This window comes from Pseudomonas sp. S34 (genome assembly GCF_009866745.1).
Classification (GTDB): domain Bacteria; phylum Pseudomonadota; class Gammaproteobacteria; order Pseudomonadales; family Pseudomonadaceae; genus Aquipseudomonas; species Aquipseudomonas jessenii.
Genome location: NZ_CP019398.1, coordinates 2,701,954 through 2,720,626, shown reverse-complemented (window position 1 = coordinate 2,720,626; position 18,673 = coordinate 2,701,954). Strand labels below are relative to the sequence as shown.

Sequence of the window (18,673 nt, the reverse complement as noted above, 5' to 3'; positions counted from 1 at the left end):
TTAGAAACGGCATCGCGCTCACCCCATGCTGCTTTGGTGGTCGCTACCTAGTCCCTTGGTAGTAAGGCGCTGGATGGACACCACCGGTACTTTCTGCATATTTCCTCAGCTTCACGGGCTACCTATGCTGGCGCTACCTGTAATGGAGTGCCCTATGCGCCAGCTCATCCCTTACGCCCTGATCTACCTGCTGGCGATTGCCTGCGCCGCCGGCCTGGCCACCCAGAGTCAGGCCGCCGATGCACCCTTGCAGGTGCGGATCGGCTACCTGGGTTATCGCCCCGACGCCGGCCCGTTGCTGTCGAACGTCATCCCCGAGCCCACCGATGCCGGGCTGCGCGGCGCCGAACTGGCGATCACCGACAGCAACAGCACCGGGCGTTTTCTCAACCACGGCTACAGCCTGGTCAGCGCCAGTGTCGACAGCCCCGAGGCCTTGCTCGAAGCGGCAAAGGTGCAGCATGAACAGGGCCTGCGCCTGTTTGTGGTGAATGCCCCCGCGACCAGCCTGCGCCAATTGAGTGCGGCACTGCCCGATAGCCTACTGTTCAACGCCGGCAGCCCCGACGACAGCCTGCGCATCAGCGATTGCCTGCCGAACCTGCTGCACACCTTACCGAGCCGGGCGATGCTCGCCGATGCACTTGCGCAGTTTCTGGTGTTGCGCAAATGGCAGCGGGCGCTGCTGATTGTCGGCCCGACGGCGGATGATCAAGCCTATGCCGCCGCCCTGCGCCGCGCCGCCAAGCGCTTCGGCTTGCAACTGGTGGCGGAAAAACCCTGGAGCTTTGATAACGACCAACGCCGCAGCGCCCAGGCCGACATGCCGCTGTTCACCCAGACCGCCGAGTACGACGTGGTGCTGGTGGCCGATGAGCGCGGCGACTTCGGCGAATACGTGCCCTACCAGACCTGGTACCCGCGCCCGGTCGCCGGCACCCAGGGCCTGACCCCGGTGGGCTGGCACAAGACCGTGGAAACCTACGGCGCCGCGCAGCTGCAAAAACGCTTTGAAGCCCTGACCGGACGCTGGATGAATGACCGCGATTTCGCGGCATGGATGGCCGTGCGCAGTATCGCCAGCGCTGTGAGCAAACTGCGCCAGGCCGAGCCGATGGCGATCCGTACGCTTGAAATCAGCGATCAGTTGCCGCTCGACGGTTTCAAGGGTCGCAAGCTCAGCTACCGGTCGTGGAACGGCCAGTTGCGCCAGCCGATTCCCATCGTCCAGCCCCGGGCGCTGGTCAGCACCTCACCCCAGGACGGCTTTTTGCACCCGTTCAACGAGATGGACAGCCTGGGTTACGACAAGCCCGAGGTCAGCTGCCGCTTTCCCTGATCCGAACATCACAACAATAAGGAATCCGCCATGCGCCGCACCCTGCTCTCTTGCACCTTGCTGCTCGCCGCTGGCAATGCCGTTGCCAGCACTGCCTGGGTCTCCAACGAAAAGGACAACAACCTGAGTCTGATCGACATGCAGACCCTGCAAGTCACCGACACCCTGCCCGTCGGCCAGCGCCCCCGCGGCCTGCTGCTGTCCCATGACAACAAGCTGCTGTACATCTGCGCCAGTGACTCGGACCGGGTCCAGGTGATGGACGTGGCCACGCGCAAGATCATCAAGGAATTGCCCTCGGGCAAAGACCCTGAACAATTCGCCCTGCACCCCAACAATCGCTGGTTGTACGTCTCCAACGAAGACGATGCGCTGGTCACGGTGATCGACACCGAGACCTCCAAGGTACTCGGCCAGATCAACGTCGGCGTCGAGCCCGAGGGTATGGCCGTCAGCCCCGACGGCAAGTGGGCGGTCAACACCAGCGAAACCACCAACATGCTGCACTGGATCGACACCGGCACCCAGACCCTGGCCGACAGCACCCTGGTGGACCAGCGCCCGCGCTTCGTCGAGTTCTCCCCCGATGGCGCGAAGCTCTGGGCCTCGGCGGAAATCGGCGGCACCGTGACCATTCTCGATGTGGCCAGCCGCACCGTGCTCAAGACCCTTAACTTCCAGATCAAGGGCGTGCACCCGGACAAGGTCCAGCCGGTCGGCATCAAGCTCAGCGCCGATGGCAAGTACGGTTTCGTTGCACTGGGCCCGGCCAATCATGTGGCGGTGATCGATGCCAAGACTTACGAGATTCTCGATTACCTGCTGGTGGGTCGACGGGTCTGGCAGATGGCGTTCACCCCGGATCAGAAGCAACTGCTGGCCACCAACGGCGTCAGCGGCGATGTCTCGGTGATCGATGTCGACAGCCTCAAGGTCAGCAAATCGGTGAAGGTCGGGCGCTATCCCTGGGGCGTGGTGGTGACGCCATGAACGCCCTTGAAGTCAGCGACCTGAGCTTTGCCTACGGCTCCCGGGAGGCCTTGCGCAAGGTGAGTTTCAGCCTGGAACCCGGGCGTTTCGCCGCGCTGCTGGGGCCCAACGGCGCCGGCAAGTCGACCCTGATTGCCCTGCTGACCCGGCTCTATGATCTGCAGCAAGGCGAGATCCGCGTCGGTGGCTGTTCATTGCGCAGCGCGGCACGCCCGGCACTCAGGCAATTGGGCGTGGTGTTCCAGCAAAGCACCCTGGACCTGGACCTCAGCGTCGAGCAGAACCTGCGTTATCACGCGGCATTGCATGGCCTGTCCCGGCGTCAGACCGACCTTCGGGTCGAGGCCGAACTGGCCCGTCAGGCCCTGACCGACCGTCGCCGCGAACGGGTGCGCGAACTCAATGGCGGCCATCGTCGCCGGGTGGAAATTGCCCGCGCCCTGCTGCATGAGCCGCGCCTGCTGCTGCTCGATGAAGCCAGTGCCGGCCTCGACCCGGCGAGTCGCCTGGCGCTCAACCGGCACATCCGCAGCCTGTGTCGCGAGGAGCACATCAGCGTGCTCTGGACCACCCACCTGCTCGACGAAGTACAGCCCAGCGATGACTTGCTGATCCTGCATCAAGGCCGGTTGGTGGCCAGTGGGCAGGCCGACGCCCTGAGCCTGGAGCACGGCGGCGATCTCGGCTCGGCCTTCACTCGCCTTACGACATCAGGGGTTGTCCAATGAACGCTTACTGGCAATGCTTGCGCGGTATCGTGCTGCGCGAATGGCTGCGCTTTGTGCTGCAACGCACCCGATTTCTGAGCGCCCTGGTGCGGCCGCTGCTGTGGCTGCTGGTGTTCGCCGCCGGTTTTCGCGCGGCACTGGGAATCGCGATCATCGAGCCCTACGACACCTACATACCGTACGAGGTCTACATCATTCCCGGGCTGGCCTGCATGATCCTGCTGTTCAATGGCATGCAGGGGTCACTGTCGATGGTCTACGACCGCGAGATGGGCAGCATGCGCGTGCTGTTGACCAGCCCCCTGCCCCGAACCTTTCTGCTGTGCAGCAAACTGCTGGCCACGTCGCTGATTTCGTTGTTGCAAGTGTATGCGTTCCTGGCGATTGCCTGGGTCTACGGCGTGCGGCCACCGGCCATGGGCCTGTTGCTGGCGTTGCCGGCCCTGTTGCTGGTGGCGTTGATGCTCAGTGCACTGGGCCTGTTGCTGTCGAACGCGATCCGCCAGCTGGAGAACTTTGCCGGGGTGATGAACTTCGTGATCTTCCCGCTGTTTTTCCTGTCATCGGCGCTGTATCCGCTATGGAAGATGCGCGAGGCCAGCCAGTGGCTGTATTGGCTGTGCGCGGTGAATCCCTTTACCCATGCGGTGGAACTGGTGCGCTTCGCCCTGTATGAACGCTTCAATCCGCTGGCGCTGGCGGTGTGTGCGGGTTTGACGCTGCTGTTCGCGCTGCTCGCCGTGCTGACCTTCAACCCGCAGCATGCTGCCTTGCGCAAAACCAGCTAACACCACAATCCCCGGTGGGAGCGGGCTTGCTCGCGAAGGCGGCGGCAAACTCAATAAATAAGTCGACTGACACAACGCTTTCGCGAGCAAGCCCGCTCCCACAGGGGGATCTTCATTGAACAGGGTGAAATTACTACTTTAGTACTGGTTTCCCTGTCTATCGTCGCATTCCCAACGCCCCCCGACTGGCATGTAATAGGTCCATAACTATAAGGACTGAACCCATGCCGCGAGCCCGACGTTGCCTGTTGCGCCCTACTCTCGCCGCCCTGTCGCTGGGCCTGCTGCTGAGCACCGCGCAGGCCGACACGGCGCTGTTCTCCACCGACGGCTATCGCATCGGCCTGTACCGCAGCCCGACGCCGGAACAACTGCAAGGCGCAACCATCATCGACACCCCCGCCCTGCAAACCCTGCTCGGCCAAACCCCGCGCCCGGTGCTGATCGATGTCTACCGCCGTCAGTGGCTGCAAGGGCAGTTCATCGAAGACCAGCCCCATGAAAACCTGCCCGGCAGCCATTGGCTGGCCAATACCGGCGACGGTGACCTGACGCCCGCCTGGCAGGATTACTTTTCCCGGAACCTGAAATCACTGACTGGCGGCGACCCGACGCGACCGCTGGTCTTCTACTGCCGCTCCGACTGCTGGTTGAGCTGGAATGCGGTCAAACGCGCAGCCACCATGGGCTATAAGACTCTGTATTGGTATCGCGATGGCCTGGACGCCTGGCAAGCGGCCAATCTGCCGGTTTCGCCAGCCAGCCCCGAACCCTTTCCCTGAAGCTTTACGCGTGCGTGTAGTTGCCACACCATAATCAAAATAATGAGGTGAAAGGCCATGTACAAAATCCTGATTGCCGACGATCACCCGCTGTTTCGCGAAGCCATTCACAACGTCATCAGCGACGGTTTTGCCGGCACCGAAGTGATGGAAACCGCCGACCTGGACAGCGCCCTGGCGCTGACCCAGGAACACGATGACCTGGACCTGATCCTGCTCGACCTGAACATGCCCGGCATGCACGGGCTCAATGGCCTGATCAACCTGCGTAACGAAGCGCCGACCATTCCGGTGGTGATTGTCTCCGCCGAGCAGGACAAACAGATCGTGCTGCAAGCCATCACCTACGGTGCGGTGGGTTTCATCACCAAGTCTTCACCCCGTACCCAGATGACCGATGCCATCCAGCAGATTCTCAATGGCAATGTCTACCTGCCCCCGGACATCATCCGCACCGCCAAAAGCAGCACCCATCGGCGGATGAACGACACCCCGGGCTTCCCGCCCGAACTGCTCCAGGCCCTGACCCGCAAACAACTGCAGGTACTGGAACGCATGACCAAAGGCGAATCGAACAAGCAGATCGCCTACACCCTGGAAATCGCCGAGACCACGGTCAAGGCCCATGTCTCGGCGATCCTGCGCAAGCTCAACGTGCACAACCGGGTGCAGGCGATCCTGAGTGCCGGGGATATTGATTTCGGGTCTTATCTGCGGCGTTGAGTCAGCAAGACCGCGGCGCGCCCTTCGCGAGCAAGCCCGCTCCCACACTGGACCTGCGTCGTACACAAAAAATGTGTTTGATGAAGATCAAATGTGGGAGCGGGCTTGCTCGCGAAGAGGCCAGCACCGACACCCAGAAAATCAAGGCCTGCCGAGCAAATGACTCATCGCCGTCTTCAGCTTCATCGGCCGCACAGGCTTGTGCATCAGGGTGTGGCCCAGTTCGCGGATCTGCTGCTTGAGTTCATTGCTGTAGTTGGCCGTGATCATCATCGCCGGGACCGGTGACGCGCGCCGGGCATTGATTCGGGCCACGGCGTCGACACCGTTGCGATCGTTGTCCAGGTGGTAATCGGCAATCAGCAGGTCGGCCTCGGCGTGGTAGTTGTCCACTTGCCGCGCCAGGTCCTCCTCCGACAGCGCCGTCACCACCCGACACCCCCACCCCTCCAGCAAGGTGCGCATGCCGGCACAGATGGTCGCGTCATTGTCCAGCACCCATATCCGCGCACCGCGCAGGCGCTCAAGCATCGGCTCGCTCATCTGCAACGTCGGCGGCGGTTTCGGCGCGGTGGCGCTCAACGGTACTTCGACCGAGAACATTGAACCCCGTCCCGGCCATGAGCGCACATGAATGCGATGCCCGAGGATGCCGGCAATCTTCTCGACAATCGCCAGACCCAGGCCCAGGCCGCGATCCTGATCGGGTCGCTGCACATCACCGCGCTTGAACTCCTGGAAAATCTCCTCCAGGCGATGCTCGGCAATGCCCATGCCACTGTCCCAGACTTCGATCGTCAGGCACTGATGATGCCGCCGGCACCCGAGCACCACGCGACCACTGTAGGTATAGCGGATCGCATTGCTCAGCAGGTTGCGCAGAATCCGGGCGAGCAGCTGGATGTCACTGCGCACCAGCGCCGAACAGCCGATGAAGTGCAGTTGCAGGCCTTCACTGCGCGCCACCTGGGTGTATTCGGCGGCCAGGTTGTCCAGCAGTTCACTGAGGGCGAACGGCGCAATGTCGGCTTTGATCACCCCCGCATCGAGCTTGGAAATATCCACCAGGGTGCCGAGCAGGTTCTCCACGTCTTCCAGGGAATTGCTCACGTTGCGCACCAGAACTTCGCTGGACATCGGCTCGCGCCGCTCCAGCAAGGCACTGGTAAACAGCCGAGCTGCATTCAACGGTTGCAGGAGGTCATGGCTGACGGCGGCGAGGAACTTGGTCTTCGACAGGTTGGCCTGCTCGGCCTCCTGCTTGGCCTCGCGCAAGCGTGACTCGACCAGGCGACGCTCATCGATCTCGCGCAGCAGTTGGTCATTGAGTGTGGTCAATTCCGCCGTGCGCTCGCGTACCCGCAGCTCAAGGTTCTGATAAGCCTGATGCAACGCCTCGGCGGTGCGCCGGCGTTCGGTGATGTCGCGGATCAGCACGAAAATCCCCACCACCTCGCCACTGGTCAGACGGTTGGGCACATAGGAGCGCAGCATATAGCGCTCCTGGTTGTTGACGTTGGTTTCGGCGAACTCGAACGTCACGCTCTCGCCGGCCAGTGCCCTGGCCACGTAGGACTCCAGCCGCTGGTAGTGCTGTTCGCTGTGCACTTCGCGCAGGCTCTGGCCGAGCATCACGCCGCGGGGCCAGCAGTACCACTCTTCGTAGACCTTGTTGGTGAACTCGTAGACCAGGTCGGCATTGAGGTAGGCAATCAATGCAGGTACGTGATCGGTGATCAGGCGAATCCAGTGTTCGCTTTCACTCAGCGCCTCGGCGTGCTGGTAGCGTTCGGTAATGTCGGTGAAGGTGTTGACGAAACCGCCGGCGGGCAACGCATGGGTGCGGATTTCCAGGACCCGGCCATCGTACAGGCGCTGTTCGCATTCGCGTACCGGTCGTCCGTTGCCATCGCGACTGGCCGGGGTCAGCAGGTTCAACTCGCTGTCGGCGATTACTTCGGCAAACGGGCGATGGGCCGCCACGGGCGCCAGACCGCTCAACTCCAGGAAACGCCGGTTCCACAACTCCAGAATGCCCTCGGCGCTGACCATCGCCACCCCTTGGGACAGGTTGTCGACCGCCCGTTGAAGCAGATGCGACTTCTGCGCCACCGCCTGCTCCCGGCGTACGGTTTCGCTGAGTTTGACGTCGGTAATGTCGGTGAACAGAATCACCCGCCCACCCTCCTGGGTCGGCCGCTCGCTGACTTGCAGCCAGCGCCCGTTCTGCAGGCGGTAAAGCAGGTTTTCGTCGGCATGCCCGCGTGGCTCTTCGGTGAACAGGCCGTTGTTCATCATCAGCCGCTTGACCTCGGTCAGGCGCATGCCGGAATTGATCCGCACCCGGCTGTTGCTCCAGAACGCCTTGAACCGACTGTTGAACAGCACGATGCGCTGCTCGGCGTCGAACAGGACGAAGGCGTCGGAAATGCTTTCAATGGCATCGATCAGGTGTTGATGCGCCGTTTCCGCGCGCAGGCGGGCTTCGCTGAGCAAATGATTACCAGCCTTGAGTTCGGCCATGGCCTGGTTCAGGGCATCGGTGCGTTCGCGCACCTGCTCGGCCAGCACCACCGAATGCTGGAATGCCGCGTACGGATCGTTGCCGCGGGTCACCCCGGACTCGACCCGTTCGATCAGCGCGCCATTGATGCGCTGCAGTTTATGGTTTTCCAGGCGCAGCCTGGCCAGCTCGGCCTGCAGCTCAGCGATGTCCTGGGGCACGGCCACGGGCAATGGCAACGCCGGTGAAGGTCTGGTTGATGTGCATGCCATTGAACTGTTCTCCGTAGGTGTTGAAACCCATCACCCGTTGCTCACGCAAAAACGTGCCGATCTGATCAAGACTGCCGTCGTCTTCGAGTTCCAGACGCCGCAGGAAACAGTCGCAACCGATGGTCAGCAGCAAATCACCCAGGCGCTCCTGCAAACCCTCGAACAGGCTTTGCAGGTTCGGCAGCATCGGCCCCGGAGTCATGGCGGTGAGGACGATGCCGTTTTCCACGGCGCAGTAGAAGCTCAGGCTCAGGTCCGGATGCACCTGCTGGATGGCCCGCACGTAGTACTGCTGATTGATCCGCACTGCCAACGGGTGCGCGGCGAAGACCCTGTGATCGAGTTGCGCCACCGGCACGCCGATGTGCCGGGCGTACTCGGCGGCGGCCGGCTCGGCATTGAGTTCGAAGACCCGGCGCAAGGTGCTGTCGGCCCCGGTGACCACCAGCTTTTCGGCGCGGGGCTGTACGTGGTGGGTGGTGAACACTTCGAAATCCAGCCAGGTATTGACCAGCACCACCACGGCCGCGCCGCTGTGGAACTCGCCATCGAAGTACACATGGGTATGGGTCAGGTAGTTATCGTCGCCGGCCGAGCCGCCGAAATGCGGAATGTCGCCCAATGCCGCGCTCAAGGCCGCCAGGACCATTTCTTCACGGCTGGACAGGCCGTCGAGCAGGGTCAGGGCAAAGCTGTTGCCCTTGATCGGGGCCAGGGTGTTGCTGCGACAGCCACTGACCAGGCGCTCGACCATTTGCTGGGCGTCGATCAGGCTGAAGTGCTCCATCTGGTCGATCAACTCGATCGCGATGGAAAAGTGCCGATGATCGAAACCCACCGCCGTCACGCAATTGCGTCCGTAGCCCAGCGGGGTGATTTCCCCGGCGCTGGTGCAGCCCACCAGGCGAATGCCGCCGAAGCTTTGCTGCAAGGCCTGGCCCAGCGCCTGCAAGTCGTACTCGGCGGAACAGAAGAACAGCACGAACCCCAGGTGCGGGTGCAACAACTGTCGTGCCAGTTCCTGCGCGACCTGCCGGGCATCGGTGGCCTGGGACACCGCACTGACGACGCCTTCGCTCTGCTGCATCCTTACCTCCCGCAGGTGCGTGTGTATGAGGCACGAGTGTACGAAGTCTGTGAGGTGCGACGAATGCTACTTGGGTAGCGGGTAGCCGCTTCGATGGGATGAGACGGTTGGCGACCCTCGCCGCGATGCGCACGGCCAGGGCCACCTCCCGGGGTTACCAGGTCAGCACCGCCCCCACGGCAAAGGTGTCGGTGTCTTCGTTCTGCTCGTCGGTGTCGTGGCCATTGATTTCGAACTGGTTGTACTCGGCCACCAGCTTGAGGTTGTCGTTCACGTCATGGAACAACGCGATGCCGCGGGTCTCGTAGTCCGCGCCGCTGCCGACCACGCCGTTGCCATCGTCATTGGTCTTGCCGTAGGACAAGGCCAGGCGGTTCTTGCCCAGTTTGTAGGAGCCCTGCATCAGGTAGCCGTCGCTGTCGACATTGCGCAGGGTCGGCTCGCCGGCATTGTTGGTGAAAAACGGGTTGATGCCCTTGGCCTGGAAACCGGAGCCGGTGAGGGACAAGCCGCCCATCTTCGCCTGCACGCCATAACCGACACCCTTGGAGGTGACGGTCTCGACCGTGGAATCAGTGTTGTCCGAGGTCTGGTAGCTGCCGTTGACCCAGCTGTAGATCTTTGCCCCGGCCAGGTCGAATTGATAGGTGACTTCGCTCTCGGTACGCGGGTTTTCCTGATAGGCCTTGCCCGTCGGGCTGCTGTCGTTGGTGTCCACCGGGTCCATGATGCCGACCGCCACGCGCAGACCGTCCATCACCGGGGTGCGATAGGTTATCTGTGAGGTCGGGAACGGATACGGATAACCGGTGCCGATGTTGCCGAACGACACCCCGCCGCCATCCACCAGTCCCAACGTATCGCTGACCTGACCATAACCGGCGAGCATTTCGTCGAGCAGGATGTTGGAACGGGCGAACAGCCCGAAGTCCTTGCCGATCAGCACCTCGCCCCACTCCGGGTTGGCCACGGTGCCGAAGAACTGCCGCACATCGATAGCGGTGTCGGTGCCGTTGGTTTCGCTGTCGTTGATGGTGACCCAGAACGAGGCACGGGCGCCGAGCTTGAGGTCGTCTACCTGCTTGCCCATGTTGAACCCCAGGTAGTTGGGCAGGAACCCCATCTTGACCCGCGACTGTCGACGGTCGAACTGATCGCCGGCGCGATCGACATCGCTGTTCACGTAGAAGGCGTTGATGTATCCGTCGGTGGAGAACGTGGTCTGGTCCTTGTCGTACAGCATGATATCCGCCTCGGCCAGCGGGCTCAGGCCAAGGGCGGACAGGCTGGCGATGAAGGCAGGCAGAAAACGATGCGTGACGTTCTTATTGTTGTGCATGGCGCGCTCCGAAACGGGGGACTGAGTGTCGGAGGCGATTATCGAAACCTGACGGGCGGCGCCATACGCTGCCTTGGGGCTGGTTTTCAGGTGCTTTGGATTGGCTGGCGGTGTGTGACCACTACGGTGTAAGACCGCGCGTCGGTGAGGCTCGCCACTAAGGGTGTAGGCCTGTGGACCCCACTGGCGTCCACAGGAACCGGTACCGGTCAGGCGTTGGCCCTGAACAGCATGTAGGCGGCGACCACGACGCAAATGCTGGCGAATCCGACCTGCAACGCCCGCGCCGGCACCCGGGCGCAGAGCTTGCGGCCGATGATCATGCCGACGATGCTGGAGACGATGAAGGCAATACCCGAATCGTCGATGCGCACCCCGGCATGGAACGCGCCGATCACGCCGATGCCGGAAATCAGGCTGATCACCATCAGCGACGTGGCGATGATCCCGCGCATCTGCACGTCGGTCAGTTGCTTGAAGGCCGGGACAATCAGAAAGCCGCCGCCCACCCCCAGCAATCCAGAGACCACGCCGGTTACTGCCCCGAGCGCGGCGAGGGTCGCGGTGCATTTGGCGGTCCAGGAAAAGCGCCCGGTCTGTTGATCGAGCATGCAGTTCTTCTGGCCCCAGTTAGCCTGACCATGATCGCTGGGACCCTCGTCCTTGCGCTCGCGGCGCAACATCCGCCCGGCCACCATGACCATCAGCAGGCTGAACAGGATCATCAGGATTTTTTCCGGCAACTGGTGGGCAAAGTAGATGCCTATCGGCGAAAACACCGCACCCAATGCCGCGATCAGCAGCGCTGCGCGATAACGCACCAGGCCATGGCGCAAGCCGTCGATGGCACCGACCGCCGCCGCACTGCCCACCGCGAACAACGCCACCGGAGCGGCCTGGGTCATGCTCCACCCCAACCCCAACACCAGGGCCGGGACCGCAAGGATACCGCCACCGGCGCCCGTCAAGCCGAGCACCAACCCCATCACTACACCAAACAGACTTGCCAGCAACATACGGAGTTCTCAGTCGACCCTGGACACACGTGTCAGCCACTCGCGGCCCTTGAGCATACCGTTCCAGTAGAACCACGGTAGCAGTGTCGCCTTCAGCCACCACGCCGAGCGGCGCGGGATCGTCGGGTCAAGGGGAAAGGTCGGCAGCAACTTGCCCGCGTACCCGAACTCGGCGAGGATCACCTTGCCCTTCTCCACTGTCAGCGGACAGGAGCCATAGCCGTCGTACTTCAGCGGCAGCGGTTGCTGCTTGCGCAAGGCCAGCAGGTTTTCCGCCACCACCACGATCTGCTTGCGCACCGCCGCAGCAGTTTTTGCATTCGTGGTGCCGCAGATGTCGCCCAGCGCGAACACACCTGGATAGCGCGGATGTTGAAGGGTGTAGGGATCGACCTCGCACCAGCCGGCGGCGTCGGCCAGCGGACTTTGGGCGATGAAGTCCGGGGAGACTTGTGGTGGCACGACATGCAGCAGGTCAAAGGTTTTTGCCTGGCGGGTGACATTGCCATCGGCATCCTTGACGTCGAACCACGCGGTTTTCGCCGGGCCGTCGACCTTGACCAGATTCGAGTTGAACGCCAACCGGGCTTTGTACTTTTCGATGTACTTCATCAGTGGCGGGACAAAGGTCGGCACTCCGAACAGTGCCGCGCCCGCAAGATTGAACTCGACGTCGATGTCGTTCAGCACACCGCTCTTGGTCCAGTGATCGCAGGACAGGTACAGCGCCTTTTGTGGCGCTCCGGCACATTTGATCGGCATGGCCGGCTGGGTGAACAGCACCTTGCCGCGGCGTAATTTCTGCACCTGGTCCCAGGTGTAGGTCGCGTGCCGGTAGCTGTAGTTGGAGGTCACGCCGTGCTGGCCGAGGGTGTCCTCCAGACCTTCGATTTTCTCCCAGGCCAGACGCAGGCCGGGGCAGACCACCAGGTTTTGATAGCCGACCGTACGCCCGTCACCGAGGGTGAGTTGGCGCTTGTCGGGATCGATGCCCGTCACGGCAGCCTGCAGCCAATGGGCCCCGCGCGGCATCACCGACGCCATGGGCCGCACGGTGTTTTCGACGTTGTAGGCACCACCGCCGACCAGCGTCCAGGCCGGTTGATAGTAGTGCCGGGAGTCGGGTTCGATCACGGTGATGTTCAGATGCGGGCTACGCTTGAGCAGGCTGGCGACAAGGCCGATGCCCGCCGTGCCGCCGCCGATGACCACGATATCTGCACTGATGGATGGGCCCCAGTGTTGATCGTTCATTGCTTGTTCCTTTTGCTGCACGCAAGGATGTTGCCAGTTTCACCACAAAACAACTGTGGGAGCGGGCTTGCTCGCGAAGGCGGTGTGTCAGTAGACATAAACGTTGGCTGACACACTGCCTTCGCGAGCAAGCCCGCACCCACAGGTTCTGTGTGTTGACCGGCATTCAGGGTTGAACCCAGCTTTTAAGCACGGCCCCGCAATAAAGCCCGGAGAGGGTTTTCATCACCTGGATCACTTCGTGACTGGCGAGACCGTAAAAAATGTACTTGCCTTCACGACGGGTGGCGACCAGTCCTTCATCGCGCAGGATCCCCAATTGCTGGGACAGGGTCGGCTGGCGCACGCCGGTCATTTTTTCCAGCTCGCCTACGTTGCGTTCGCCCTGGGTCAGTTGACACAGGATCAACAGGCGATCCTCATTGGCCAGGGCCTTGAGCAGCGCACACGCCTTGGAGGCCGAGGCGCGCAGTTGGGCGACTTCACATTCGGTCAGACTGGATTGCATTTGCAGGATGCCTTCAACGTCACTTAAGCTGTAAACATTATGTTTAAACATATAATGTTGCAACCCATGACTGAAATTTCGCCGTCTGACTTTTCTAACCCTGCACAGGTTCGTGTCCATGCCCGCACTGATTGAAGCTTTCCTCGACCCCGCCTCCTCGACCTACAGCTACGTGGTCTATGAGGCTGATGGCGGGCAGTGTGCGATTGTAGATCCGGTGCTCGACTACGACGGTGCCGCCGGGCGCACCGCGACGACCCAGGCTGACAAAATCATCACCTTCGTCCGTGCCCACAAGCTGCAGGTGCAGTGGCTGCTGGAAACCCACGCCCATGCCGATCACCTGTCCGCCGCGCCTTATCTGCGGCGGGAGCTGGGCGGCAAGATCGCCATAGGCGAGTCGATCAGCAAGGTCCAGGACGTGTTCAAGACACTGTTCAATCTGGAGCCCTCCTTTCGCGTCGACGGTTCCCAGTTCGATCACCTGTTCGCCCCCGACGAATCGTTCATGATCGGCAACCTCAAGGCGACCGCCCTGCACGTGCCCGGCCATACCCCGGCGGACATGGCTTACCTGGTCGACAGCGATGTGATTCTGGTCGGCGACACGATGTTCATGCCCGACGTCGGCACCGCCCGCTGCGATTTCCCGGGCGGCAATGCCAACCAGATGTTTGCCTCGATCCACAAACTGCTGGCCTTCCCCGCCAGCGTGCGGCTGTTCGTCTGCCACGACTACCCGCCCAATGGCCGCGCGCCCCAATGCATGACCACCGTCGGTGAACAACGCAAAAACAACATTCATGTACATGACGGGATCGATGAAGCCGCGTTCGTGGAAATGCGTACACGACGTGATGCAGGGCTGGGCATGCCGACACTGTTGCTGCCGGCGATCCAGGTGAATGTGCGGGCGGGGAATTTGCCGCCGGCCGAGGACAACGGCGTGACCTACCTGAAAATCCCGCTTAACAAATTCTGACCCTGTAGGAGCGAGCTTGCTCGCGATGGACTTGAGGGCAACGCATTTATCCAGAAGACTCGCGTTATCGTTAACGTCCATCGCGAGCAAGCTCGCTCCTACAGAGTGATCGTGTCAGTTGCCCAAAGTCAGGCCATTGGCCGGCAACGGCAGCGCGGTCTTGTACCTCACCTGCTTGAGCGCAAAGCTCGAACGGATGTTCGCCACCCCCGGCACCTTGGTCAGAAAGTCCATCATGAAGCGCTCCAGCGACTGGATGGTCGGCACCAGCACCCGGATCAGGTAGTCCGGATCGCCGGCCATCAGGTAGCACTCCATCACCTCGGGGCGATCGGAAATCGCTTCTTCGAAATGCTGCAACGCCTCCTCCACCTGCTTCTCCAGGCTGACGTGAATGAACACATTCACATGCAGCCCCAACAGATCGGCATCCAGCAGCGTCACTTGCTCGCGAATCACCCCCAGCTCTTCCATGGCCTTGACCCGGTTGAAACACGGCGTGGGTGACAGGTTCACCGAACGCGCCAGGTCGGCGTTGGTGATGCGCGCGTTCTCCTGAAGGCTGTTGAGAATGCCGATATCGGTACGGTCCAGTTTGCGCATGAGACAAAACCACCTGTTTTTTATGTTTATGCAGGTTTTTTATCTGCAAATGATCTTTAGCGCAACGAAACAGAGAGAAATATTCTTCTTGGTCGGGCCTATGATTGTTGTAGGACAAGATTTCTTCTACCGAACGAAATCTGTCAGCTCACTACAAGAAATTCACAAGATCGAGCGTAGAAGCCATGACCCAAGCGTATGAACCGCTGCGCCTGCACGTCCCCGAACCCTCGGGCCGTCCCGGCTGTAAAACCGACTTCTCCTACCTGCATCTGACCGATGCCGGCACGGTGCGCAAACCCCCAATCGACGTTGAACCGGCTGACACGGCTGACCTGGCCCGTGGCCTGATCCGCGTGCTCGACGACCAGGGCAATGCCCTCGGCCCATGGGCCGAAAACGTACCGGTGGAGATCCTGCGCAAGGGCATGCGCGCCATGCTCAAGACCCGCATCTACGACAACCGCATGGTGGTCGCCCAGCGTCAGAAAAAGATGTCGTTCTACATGCAGAGCCTTGGCGAAGAAGCCATCGGCAGCGCCCAGGCCCTGGCCCTGAACATCGACGACATGTGCTTCCCGACCTACCGCCAGCAAAGCATCCTGATGGCCCGCGACGTACCGCTGGTCGACCTGATCTGCCAGCTGCTGTCCAACGAGCGCGATCCGCTCAAGGGCCGTCAGTTGCCCATCATGTACTCGGTCAAGGACTCCGGTTTCTTCACCATCTCCGGCAACCTCGCCACCCAGTTCGTGCAAGCCGTGGGCTGGGGCATGGCCTCGGCGATCAAGGGCGACACCAAAATCGCTTCGGCGTGGATCGGCGACGGCGCCACCGCCGAGTCGGACTTCCACACCGCCCTGACGTTCGCCCACGTGTACCGCGCGCCGGTGATCCTCAACGTGGTCAACAACCAGTGGGCGATCTCCACCTTCCAGGCGATTGCCGGTGGTGAAGCCACCACCTTCGCTGGTCGTGGCGTCGGTTGCGGCATTGCCTCCCTGCGGGTCGACGGCAACGATTTCTACGCGGTCTACGCCGCCTCCGCCTGGGCTGCCGAACGTGCGCGGCGCAACCTCGGCCCGACCATGATCGAGTGGGTCACCTACCGCGCCGGCCCGCACTCGACCTCCGATGATCCGTCCAAGTACCGTCCGGCCGATGACTGGAGCCACTTCCCGCTGGGCGATCCGATTGCGCGCCTCAAGCAGCACCTGATCAAGATCGGCCAGTGGTCCGAAGAGGAACACACCGCCGTCAGCGCCGAGCTCGAAGCCCAAGTGATCGCCGCACAGAAAGAAGCCGAACAGTACGGCACCCTTGCCGGCGGCCAGATTCCGAGCGCCGCGACCATGTTCGAAGACGTCTACAAAGAGATGCCGGAGCACTTGAAGCGCCAGCGTCAAGAGTTGGGGATCTGACATGAACGATCACAACAACAATATCGAGCTGGAAACCGCCATGACCACGACCACCATGACCATGATCCAGGCCCTGCGCTCGGCCATGGATGTGATGCTTGAACGTGACGACAACGTCGTGGTCTTCGGCCAGGACGTGGGCTACTTCGGCGGCGTGTTCCGCTGCACCGAAGGCCTGCAAGCCAAGTACGGCACCTCGCGAGTGTTCGACGCGCCGATCTCTGAAAGCGGTATCGTCGGCACCGCCGTGGGCATGGGCGCCTACGGTCTGCGCCCGGTGGTGGAGATCCAGTTCGCCGACTACGTCTACCCGGCCTACGACCAGATCATTTCCGAAGCCGCGCGCCTGCGTTATCGCTCGGCCGGCGAGTTCACCGCGCCGATGACCCTGCGCATGCCCTGCGGCGGCGGCATCTACGGCGGCCAGACCCACAGCCAGAGCATCGAGGCACTCTTCACTCAGGTATGCGGTCTGCGCACCGTCATGCCGTCCAACCCCTACGACGCCAAAGGCCTGCTGATCGCCTCCATCGAAAACGATGACCCGGTGATCTTCCTGGAGCCGAAACGACTGTACAACGGTCCTTTCGACGGCCACCACGAACGCCCGGTTACCCCGTGGTCGAAACACCCCGCCGCACAGGTTCCGGACGGTTACTACACCGTACCGCTGGACGTTGCCGCTATCGCCCGTCCGGGCAAGGACGTCACGGTGCTGACCTACGGCACCACCGTCTACGTGTCGCAAGTGGCCGCTGAAGAAAGCGGCGTGGATGCCGAAGTCATCGACCTGCGCAGCCTGTGGCCGCTGGACCTGGAAACCATCACCAAGTCGGTGAAGAAAACCGGTCGCTGCGTGATCGTTCACGAAGCCACCCGCACTTGCGGCTTCGGCGCCGAACTGACGGCGCTGGTGCAAGAGCACTGCTTCCACTACCTGGAAGCGCCGATCGAACGCGTCACCGGTTGGGACACCCCCTACCCGCACGCGCAAGAGTGGGCGTATTTCCCAGGGCCGTCCCGAGTGGGCGCGGCGTTGAAACGGGTCATGGAGGTCTGAATGGGCACGCACGTCATTAAAATGCCGGACATTGGTGAAGGCATTGCAGAAGTTGAATTGTCGGTATGGCACGTCAAGGTCGGCGACATGGTCGTCGAAGATCAGGTGCTGGCCGATGTGATGACCGACAAGGCGATGGTCGATATCCCGTCGCCGGTGCATGGCAAGGTCATTGCCCTCGGTGGCCAGCCGGGCGAAGTCATGGCGGTCGGCAGTGTGCTGATCAGCATTGAAGTCGAAGGCGCGGGCAACGTTAAGGAATCGGCGCAACCGGCACCTGTTGTTAAAGAAGCACCGGTTGCAGCAACGAAAGTCGAAACCGTGGTTGAAAGCAAACCGGTCACTGCCCCGGCGCCGAAAGCTGCCGTATGCCAAGGCCCGATGGTTGCTCGCGAGGCCGATGAGCGTCCGCTGGCCTCCCCGGCCGTGCGCAAGCATGCGCTGGACCTCGGCATTCAATTGCGCCTGGTGCGTGGCACCGGCCCCGCCGGACGGATTCTGCACGACGACCTCGAAGCCTATCTGGCCCAGGGTCAGTCGAACGCTTCGGCACCGGCCCCCGCCGCTTATGCCCAGCGCACTGATGAACAGCAGATCCCGGTAATCGGCATGCGTCGCAAGATTGCCCAGCGCATGCAGGACGCCACCCAGCGCGCTGCCCACTTCAGTTATGTCGAAGAAATCGACGTCACTGCCGTGGAAGAGCTGCGCGCGCACCTCAACGAAAAACATGGCGCGACTCGCGGCAAGCTGACTTTGCTGCCGTTCCTGGTCCGCGCCCTGGTCGTCGCCCTGCGTGATTTCCCGCAGATCAACGCCCGCTACGACGACGAAGCCCAGGTCATCACCCGCCTCGGCGCGGTGCATGTCGGCATCGCCACCCAGGCGGATATCGGTTTGATGGTGCCGGTGGTGCGTCACGCCGAAGCCCGCAGCCTGTGGGACAGCGCCGCTGAAATCTCCCGTTTGGCCACTGCCGCCCGTAACGGCAAGGCCAGCCGCGACGAGTTGTCCGGCTCGACCATCACCCTGACCAGCCTTGGCGCCTTGGGCGGCATCGTCAGCACCCCGGTGCTGAACCTGCCGGAAGTGGCGATAGTCGGCGTGAACAAGATCGTCGAACGGCCAATGGTGATCAAAGGCCAGATCGTGATCCGCAAGATGATGAACCTCTCCAGCTCCTTCGATCACCGCGTGGTCGACGGCATGGACGCGGCGCTCTTCATCCAGGCCATCCGTGGCTTGCTCGAACAACCCGCGACCTTGTTTGTGGAGTAA

General features: G+C 62.0%; 17 protein-coding genes. 10 read left to right on the top strand and 7 right to left on the bottom strand.

The window, feature by feature from the left end; translation table 11 throughout:
* Nucleotides 1-154: 154 nt before the first annotated feature.
* The 6 genes from PspS34_RS12195 (at nucleotide 155) to PspS34_RS12170 (ending at nucleotide 5,350) form a co-directional block, all read left to right on the top strand.
* Entirely contained in the window at nucleotides 155-1,339 is a 1,185-nt protein-coding gene (locus PspS34_RS12195) for an ABC transporter substrate-binding protein (RefSeq protein WP_154860159.1), read from the top strand.
* A 30-nt stretch (nucleotides 1,340-1,369) separates the two neighbouring features.
* Nucleotides 1,370-2,329: a YVTN family beta-propeller repeat protein gene (locus tag PspS34_RS12190; RefSeq protein ID WP_159389809.1), complete on the top strand. Its 960-nt coding sequence runs from the start codon at nucleotides 1,370-1,372 to the stop codon at nucleotides 2,327-2,329.
* Nucleotides 2,326-3,057, top strand: coding sequence for an ABC transporter ATP-binding protein (locus PspS34_RS12185; RefSeq protein WP_159389808.1), 732 nt, complete (start codon nucleotides 2,326-2,328; stop codon nucleotides 3,055-3,057). Before PspS34_RS12190 ends, PspS34_RS12185 begins: the two co-directional genes overlap by 4 nt.
* Entirely contained in the window at nucleotides 3,054-3,845 is a 792-nt protein-coding gene (locus PspS34_RS12180) for an ABC transporter permease (RefSeq protein WP_159389807.1), read from the top strand. Before PspS34_RS12185 ends, PspS34_RS12180 begins: the two co-directional genes overlap by 4 nt.
* 224 nt (nucleotides 3,846-4,069) lie before the next feature.
* Nucleotides 4,070-4,627 (top strand): PQQ-dependent catabolism-associated CXXCW motif protein, encoded by a 558-nt coding sequence (locus tag PspS34_RS12175; protein WP_057715203.1) that lies wholly within the window; start codon nucleotides 4,070-4,072, stop codon nucleotides 4,625-4,627.
* A gap of 57 nt (nucleotides 4,628-4,684) precedes the next feature.
* A complete protein-coding gene (locus PspS34_RS12170; RefSeq protein WP_057715204.1) occupies nucleotides 4,685-5,350 on the top strand; it encodes a response regulator transcription factor in 666 nt (221 codons plus the stop codon).
* A gap of 141 nt (nucleotides 5,351-5,491) precedes the next feature.
* Here the strand turns inward: PspS34_RS12170 and nahK are convergent, their stop codons facing one another.
* From nahK to PspS34_RS12140, 6 genes are all read right to left on the bottom strand, one after another.
* Nucleotides 5,492-8,086 carry a hybrid sensor histidine kinase/response regulator NahK/ErcS' gene (nahK, locus tag PspS34_RS12165; RefSeq protein WP_174245542.1) on the bottom strand — a complete coding sequence of 865 codons (2,595 nt, stop codon included), beginning with the start codon at nucleotides 8,084-8,086 and terminating at the stop codon, nucleotides 5,492-5,494.
* The gene (nosP, locus tag PspS34_RS12160) at nucleotides 8,055-9,212 is read right to left on the bottom strand and encodes a nitric oxide-sensing protein NosP (protein ID WP_159389805.1); all 1,158 of its coding nucleotides are present in this window, start codon (nucleotides 9,210-9,212) and stop codon (nucleotides 8,055-8,057) included. The genes nahK and nosP overlap by 32 nt, the downstream gene beginning before the upstream one ends.
* Nucleotides 9,213-9,366: 154 nt before the next feature.
* Nucleotides 9,367-10,551: a porin gene (locus PspS34_RS12155; RefSeq protein WP_057715207.1), complete on the bottom strand. Its 1,185-nt coding sequence runs from the start codon at nucleotides 10,549-10,551 to the stop codon at nucleotides 9,367-9,369.
* Nucleotides 10,552-10,760: 209 nt separating this feature from the next.
* Complete coding sequence (locus tag PspS34_RS12150; protein ID WP_090454959.1) at nucleotides 10,761-11,567, bottom strand: sulfite exporter TauE/SafE family protein; 807 nt, start codon at nucleotides 11,565-11,567, stop codon at nucleotides 10,761-10,763.
* Nucleotides 11,568-11,576: 9 nt separating this feature from the next.
* Nucleotides 11,577-12,821 carry an FAD/NAD(P)-binding oxidoreductase gene (locus tag PspS34_RS12145; protein ID WP_159389804.1) on the bottom strand — a complete coding sequence of 415 codons (1,245 nt, stop codon included), beginning with the start codon at nucleotides 12,819-12,821 and terminating at the stop codon, nucleotides 11,577-11,579.
* Between the two features lie 166 nt (nucleotides 12,822-12,987).
* Nucleotides 12,988-13,329 (bottom strand): metalloregulator ArsR/SmtB family transcription factor, encoded by a 342-nt coding sequence (locus PspS34_RS12140; protein ID WP_007976596.1) that lies wholly within the window; start codon nucleotides 13,327-13,329, stop codon nucleotides 12,988-12,990.
* 118 nt (nucleotides 13,330-13,447) lie between these two features.
* On the opposite strand from PspS34_RS12140, the gene PspS34_RS12135 reads away from it, so the two are divergent.
* A complete protein-coding gene (locus tag PspS34_RS12135; RefSeq protein WP_159389803.1) occupies nucleotides 13,448-14,311 on the top strand; it encodes an MBL fold metallo-hydrolase in 864 nt (287 codons plus the stop codon).
* Between the two features lie 114 nt (nucleotides 14,312-14,425).
* Here the strand turns inward: PspS34_RS12135 and bkdR are convergent, their stop codons facing one another.
* Nucleotides 14,426-14,914, bottom strand: a complete 489-nt coding sequence (bkdR, locus tag PspS34_RS12130; RefSeq protein ID WP_007976593.1) for a Bkd operon transcriptional regulator BkdR — start codon at nucleotides 14,912-14,914, stop codon at nucleotides 14,426-14,428.
* 185 nt (nucleotides 14,915-15,099) lie between these two features.
* Here bkdR and PspS34_RS12125 point away from each other — a divergent pair, with 185 nt between their 5' ends.
* The 3 genes from PspS34_RS12125 to PspS34_RS12115 are packed head-to-tail and all read left to right on the top strand — an operon-like array spanning nucleotide 15,100 to nucleotide 18,673.
* The gene (locus tag PspS34_RS12125) at nucleotides 15,100-16,335 is read left to right on the top strand and encodes a 3-methyl-2-oxobutanoate dehydrogenase (2-methylpropanoyl-transferring) subunit alpha (RefSeq protein WP_154860167.1); all 1,236 of its coding nucleotides are present in this window, start codon (nucleotides 15,100-15,102) and stop codon (nucleotides 16,333-16,335) included.
* Nucleotide 16,336: 1 nt separating this feature from the next.
* Nucleotides 16,337-17,395, top strand: a complete 1,059-nt coding sequence (locus PspS34_RS12120) for an alpha-ketoacid dehydrogenase subunit beta (RefSeq protein WP_007988197.1) — start codon at nucleotides 16,337-16,339, stop codon at nucleotides 17,393-17,395.
* Nucleotides 17,396-18,673: a dihydrolipoamide acetyltransferase family protein gene (locus tag PspS34_RS12115; RefSeq protein ID WP_159389802.1), complete on the top strand. Its 1,278-nt coding sequence runs from the start codon at nucleotides 17,396-17,398 to the stop codon at nucleotides 18,671-18,673.

Excerpts from the sequence above, each read along its gene's own strand:
- PspS34_RS12195 (WP_154860159.1), top strand. The coding sequence starts at position 155 with ATGCGCCAGCTCATCCCTTACGCCCTGATCTACCTGCTGGCGATTGCC.
- PspS34_RS12190 (WP_159389809.1), top strand. The coding sequence starts at position 1,370 with ATGCGCCGCACCCTGCTCTCTTGCACCTTGCTGCTCGCCGCTGGCAAT.
- PspS34_RS12185 (WP_159389808.1), top strand. The coding sequence starts at position 2,326 with ATGAACGCCCTTGAAGTCAGCGACCTGAGCTTTGCCTACGGCTCCCGG.
- PspS34_RS12180 (WP_159389807.1), top strand. The coding sequence starts at position 3,054 with ATGAACGCTTACTGGCAATGCTTGCGCGGTATCGTGCTGCGCGAATGG.
- PspS34_RS12175 (WP_057715203.1), top strand. The coding sequence starts at position 4,070 with ATGCCGCGAGCCCGACGTTGCCTGTTGCGCCCTACTCTCGCCGCCCTG.
- PspS34_RS12170 (WP_057715204.1), top strand. The coding sequence starts at position 4,685 with ATGTACAAAATCCTGATTGCCGACGATCACCCGCTGTTTCGCGAAGCC.
- nosP (WP_159389805.1), bottom strand. The coding sequence starts at position 9,212 with ATGCAGCAGAGCGAAGGCGTCGTCAGTGCGGTGTCCCAGGCCACCGAT.
- PspS34_RS12155 (WP_057715207.1), bottom strand. The coding sequence starts at position 10,551 with ATGCACAACAATAAGAACGTCACGCATCGTTTTCTGCCTGCCTTCATC.
- PspS34_RS12150 (WP_090454959.1), bottom strand. The coding sequence starts at position 11,567 with ATGTTGCTGGCAAGTCTGTTTGGTGTAGTGATGGGGTTGGTGCTCGGC.
- PspS34_RS12145 (WP_159389804.1), bottom strand. The coding sequence starts at position 12,821 with ATGAACGATCAACACTGGGGCCCATCCATCAGTGCAGATATCGTGGTC.
- PspS34_RS12140 (WP_007976596.1), bottom strand. The coding sequence starts at position 13,329 with ATGCAATCCAGTCTGACCGAATGTGAAGTCGCCCAACTGCGCGCCTCG.
- PspS34_RS12135 (WP_159389803.1), top strand. The coding sequence starts at position 13,448 with ATGCCCGCACTGATTGAAGCTTTCCTCGACCCCGCCTCCTCGACCTAC.
- bkdR (WP_007976593.1), bottom strand. The coding sequence starts at position 14,914 with ATGCGCAAACTGGACCGTACCGATATCGGCATTCTCAACAGCCTTCAG.
- PspS34_RS12125 (WP_154860167.1), top strand. The coding sequence starts at position 15,100 with ATGACCCAAGCGTATGAACCGCTGCGCCTGCACGTCCCCGAACCCTCG.
- PspS34_RS12120 (WP_007988197.1), top strand. The coding sequence starts at position 16,337 with ATGAACGATCACAACAACAATATCGAGCTGGAAACCGCCATGACCACG.
- PspS34_RS12115 (WP_159389802.1), top strand. The coding sequence starts at position 17,396 with ATGGGCACGCACGTCATTAAAATGCCGGACATTGGTGAAGGCATTGCA.